The organism is Aggregatibacter actinomycetemcomitans (assembly GCF_003130205.1).
Classification (GTDB): domain Bacteria; phylum Pseudomonadota; class Gammaproteobacteria; order Enterobacterales; family Pasteurellaceae; genus Aggregatibacter; species Aggregatibacter actinomycetemcomitans_A.
The window spans coordinates 1-3,201 of record NZ_NRDF01000030.1; the positions used below are offsets into that span (position 1 = coordinate 1).

2 protein-coding genes and 2 pseudogenes are annotated in these 3,201 nt (G+C 43.4%); 3 read left to right on the plus strand and 1 reads right to left on the minus strand.

The annotated features are described in order from the left end of the window. Nucleotides 1-8: 8 nt before the first annotated feature. A complete protein-coding gene (locus DK423_RS11620; RefSeq protein ID WP_325048023.1) occupies nt 9-170 on the plus strand; it encodes a hypothetical protein in 162 nt (53 codons plus the stop codon). A 904-nt stretch (nt 171-1,074) separates the two neighbouring features. Here DK423_RS11620 and DK423_RS11625 read toward each other — a convergent pair. Then, nucleotides 1,075-1,446, minus strand: a pseudogene (locus DK423_RS11625) (transposase). Between the two features lie 188 nt (nt 1,447-1,634). Between DK423_RS11625 and deoC the strand changes: the two are divergent. Then, nucleotides 1,635-2,304 (plus strand): annotated as a pseudogene (deoC, locus tag DK423_RS10895) (deoxyribose-phosphate aldolase). 22 nt (nt 2,305-2,326) lie between these two features. After that, nucleotides 2,327-3,076 carry a DNA-binding transcriptional repressor DeoR gene (deoR, locus tag DK423_RS10900; RefSeq protein WP_005555740.1) on the plus strand — a complete coding sequence of 250 codons (750 nt, stop codon included), beginning with the start codon at nt 2,327-2,329 and terminating at the stop codon, nt 3,074-3,076. Nucleotides 3,077-3,201 lie beyond the last annotated feature (125 nt).

A 3,201-nucleotide genomic window follows, 5' to 3' on the forward strand; every position in this document is an offset into this window, starting at 1 on the left:
GACAGCGTATCCTCGACCTTTATCAGGCGAATCAGGGGCGGGATGGTTACCGCATGATTCGGCTCAAGTTACAGCAGCAAGGGATTTTTCTCAGCGGCAAAACGGTGTTGGCGCACATGCGGGCATTAGATACTGTCTCCCGCCCCCAAAGTCAAATGCTTTTTCACTAAGCTAAACAAACTTGTGGTTGGTAAACAGTATCTACAGCTTTCACACCCTGAAACCGCTCGACCAACTCAATTTTTACACTCGTAAAATTAAGATTTCAGATGACGGATAAAAATTCACCCGTTAAAAGAGAATAAAAAGGTACTCCCAAGGCGCTACTCCACGCCACGGGATTAGGCGCGCGGTTTCCAACAAATTTTCACATTCTTAGCCATCGCCATCTTTTGATGGTTGCCACTTGCATGGGGTTAAATTTATAAGCTGCCCAACCTCTTTTTATGGTGTTCAAAAACCTCCTAATTACTAACATTTTTATAGGCCCTTTGGATTTTAGTAATACGAACTAAGTAGTGAATTATAGAAACCTAGCATTAACAAGGTTTATCAGTGATAATTCAGATGGTTCCCGGCTGGTAAAACAGTAGTCTAGTTATATCTAGTACAGCCCTTATACTTTAATAACCTGCCCCAAAAATCCCAATCCCATAGATAATGGTGCTAAATAAAAACCAAGTAATAGAAATCACCAAAGTACGGTGTAAAATTTAAGCATTTCTACCTGTAATTCAACAGTAGATGCTTAAGTGTGTGAGTAAAAACATTCTAATTTCAAGATAGCAAAAAAACTTTCAATCTCGGTATTGTCGCCGCAATTTCCTCGGCGGTTCATGCTTTGCATGGCTTTCTCCTCTAACATGTTCAACCCATTCTGCCGTGCCATATAATATATCCCGGTCGCTGTGAATAATCGGGGAGTCTGTCGGTTTTAGACGACTAAGCCCCTCCTCTAACATCTTTTTCACCGGCGAAAACTCGGGGGCGCGTAGCAAAATTATAAGCAATAATTTCCCGGTTCACTAAGTCCATCAAGGTCGAAATTCACCCGGCTATAACCTTGCTTTTCCTTTAACTTTTTGATGACTTTTCTTTTTTCTGCCGTCGTTTTTGATCGTCCAGTTGCCCTAACTTTTTTAGATAATCAATCTCCGCTTTTGCAAGGGCGGGTTCCCGTTTCAGTTTTTTAAAGGCTTATGGTGAAAAGTCGCTTGTTTCAGCCACTTCAATCTGCGTTCTTTTCATTTGGGGTTTCAGAATTTTGGAGGTTTTAGGTTTGTATAAGGCGATTTTACGCCATCAAGCCCTCTTTCACGAAAGGCTTTTCCAATAAATGACTTGAGAACGAGAAATCTGATGAAATTTAGCCACCTCTCATATACCGAAATCCTGCTCGGTGACCGGCTTGATAATTTTTAAACGAAATTGATAAGAGTAAGACATAATCTGCACCTCAAATTAAATGTCCAGTTTTTTTGGGGGGTAGATCACTTTTCTTTCTCCTCTCTGTTACAAATCTCACAAAAATCCCCCCACTCAATAAAAAACCTCAAAAATGTTATACAGATCACATTCCTAAAATTTATTTTCGTTATAATTTCTTAACTAATTGTTGCAATAAGGAGTTATCAATGAACGCAAAACAAATCGCCCATTATATTGACCACACCGCCCTCACTGCCGAGAAAACCGAGGCGGATATTTTGAAGCTGTGTGATGAAGCCCTTGAACATCATTTCTTTTCCGTTTGTATCAATTCCTGCCATATTCCGTTGGCAAAACAAAAACTTGCCGGTTCCGATGTGAAAATTTGTACGGTGGTGGGGTTTCCGTTGGGGGCGAATCTCACCTCCGTGAAAGCCTTTGAAACCAAGGAAGCCATTGCCGCCGGCGCCAATGAAATCGACATGGTGATTAATGTTGGGTGGATTAAATCCGGTAAATGGGACGCGGTGAAAACGGATATTCAGAGCGTACTTGCTGCCTGTCACGGCACGCCGTTGAAAGTGATCTTGGAAACCTGCCTGCTGAGCAAAGAAGAAATCGTGCGTGCCTGTGAAATCTGCAAAGGGTTAAATGTGGCGTTTGTGAAAACCTCTACCGGTTTCAATAAAGGCGGCGCCACCGTGGAAGATGTGGCGTTGATGAAACAAACCGTGGGGGGCATCGGCGTGAAAGCCTCCGGCGGGATTCGCGACACGCAAAGCGCGTTAGCCATGATTGAAGCGGGCGCAACCCGTATCGGCGCCAGTGCGGGCATCGCCATTACACGGCTTGCAGGGAGCCGACAGCACCTATTAACCGATGTATCAGGAAAGATAACATGGAGAAAAAACAAATCTCGCGGGTGCAAAAGCTGAAATTTTTGCTCAGGCAAACGGACAAAATCCATCTGCGCGATGCGGCAAAAATGCTCGATGTGTCGGAGATGACTTTACGCCGTGATCTGAATTCCGACGGCGGCAACGTGGTGTTATTGGGTGGTTATATCGTGATGAATCCGCAAAAAAGTGGCAATCATTATCAGATTTTTGACCAACAAACTCGCCACATTACAGAAAAAATGTGGCTCGGCAAACTTGCTGCCAATCTCGTCAAAGACGGCGATACCGTGTTCTTCGATTGCGGCACCACCATTCCGTTTATCATTTCGCAAATCGATCCGCAGATAAAATTCACTGCACTTTGTTGCTCCATCAATAGTTTTATGGCGTTGCAGGACAAACCGTACTGCGAAGCGATTCTGTGCGGCGGGCATTATTCGCGCCACAATTCTTTCCTGACTTCAGTGCAATTACACAGTGAACTGGACGCCATTTGCACCACCAAAGCCTTTATTTCCGCCGCCGGCGTCGATGTGAAAAAAGGCGTAACCTGTTTTAGCGTGGATGAAGCGAAAGTGAAACAAAAAGCTATGGCAAAAACCCAACTGGCCATTTTGGTTTTTGATCACCATAAAGTGCATAAAATCCAACAAGCCTATATCGGCGAATTAACGCAATTTGATCTGCTGATCTCTAACCAACCGCTACCGGCAGGGTTTGGTGAGGTGCCGAAAATGTTGGTGAAATAAAGCGAAAAAGAACCCAAACGCCATAATCATCATGGCGTTTTTTTATACCTTGAATTTACAATCCAAGTGCAAAAAAGAAGAGTTCATAATAGTGTATAATTTTTGTTCCCAAACAAAAAACAAAC

Coding starts and splice junctions, on each gene's coding strand:
- deoR (WP_005555740.1), top strand. CDS start 2,327: ATGGAGAAAAAACAAATCTCGCGGGTGCAAAAGCTGAAATTTTTGCTC.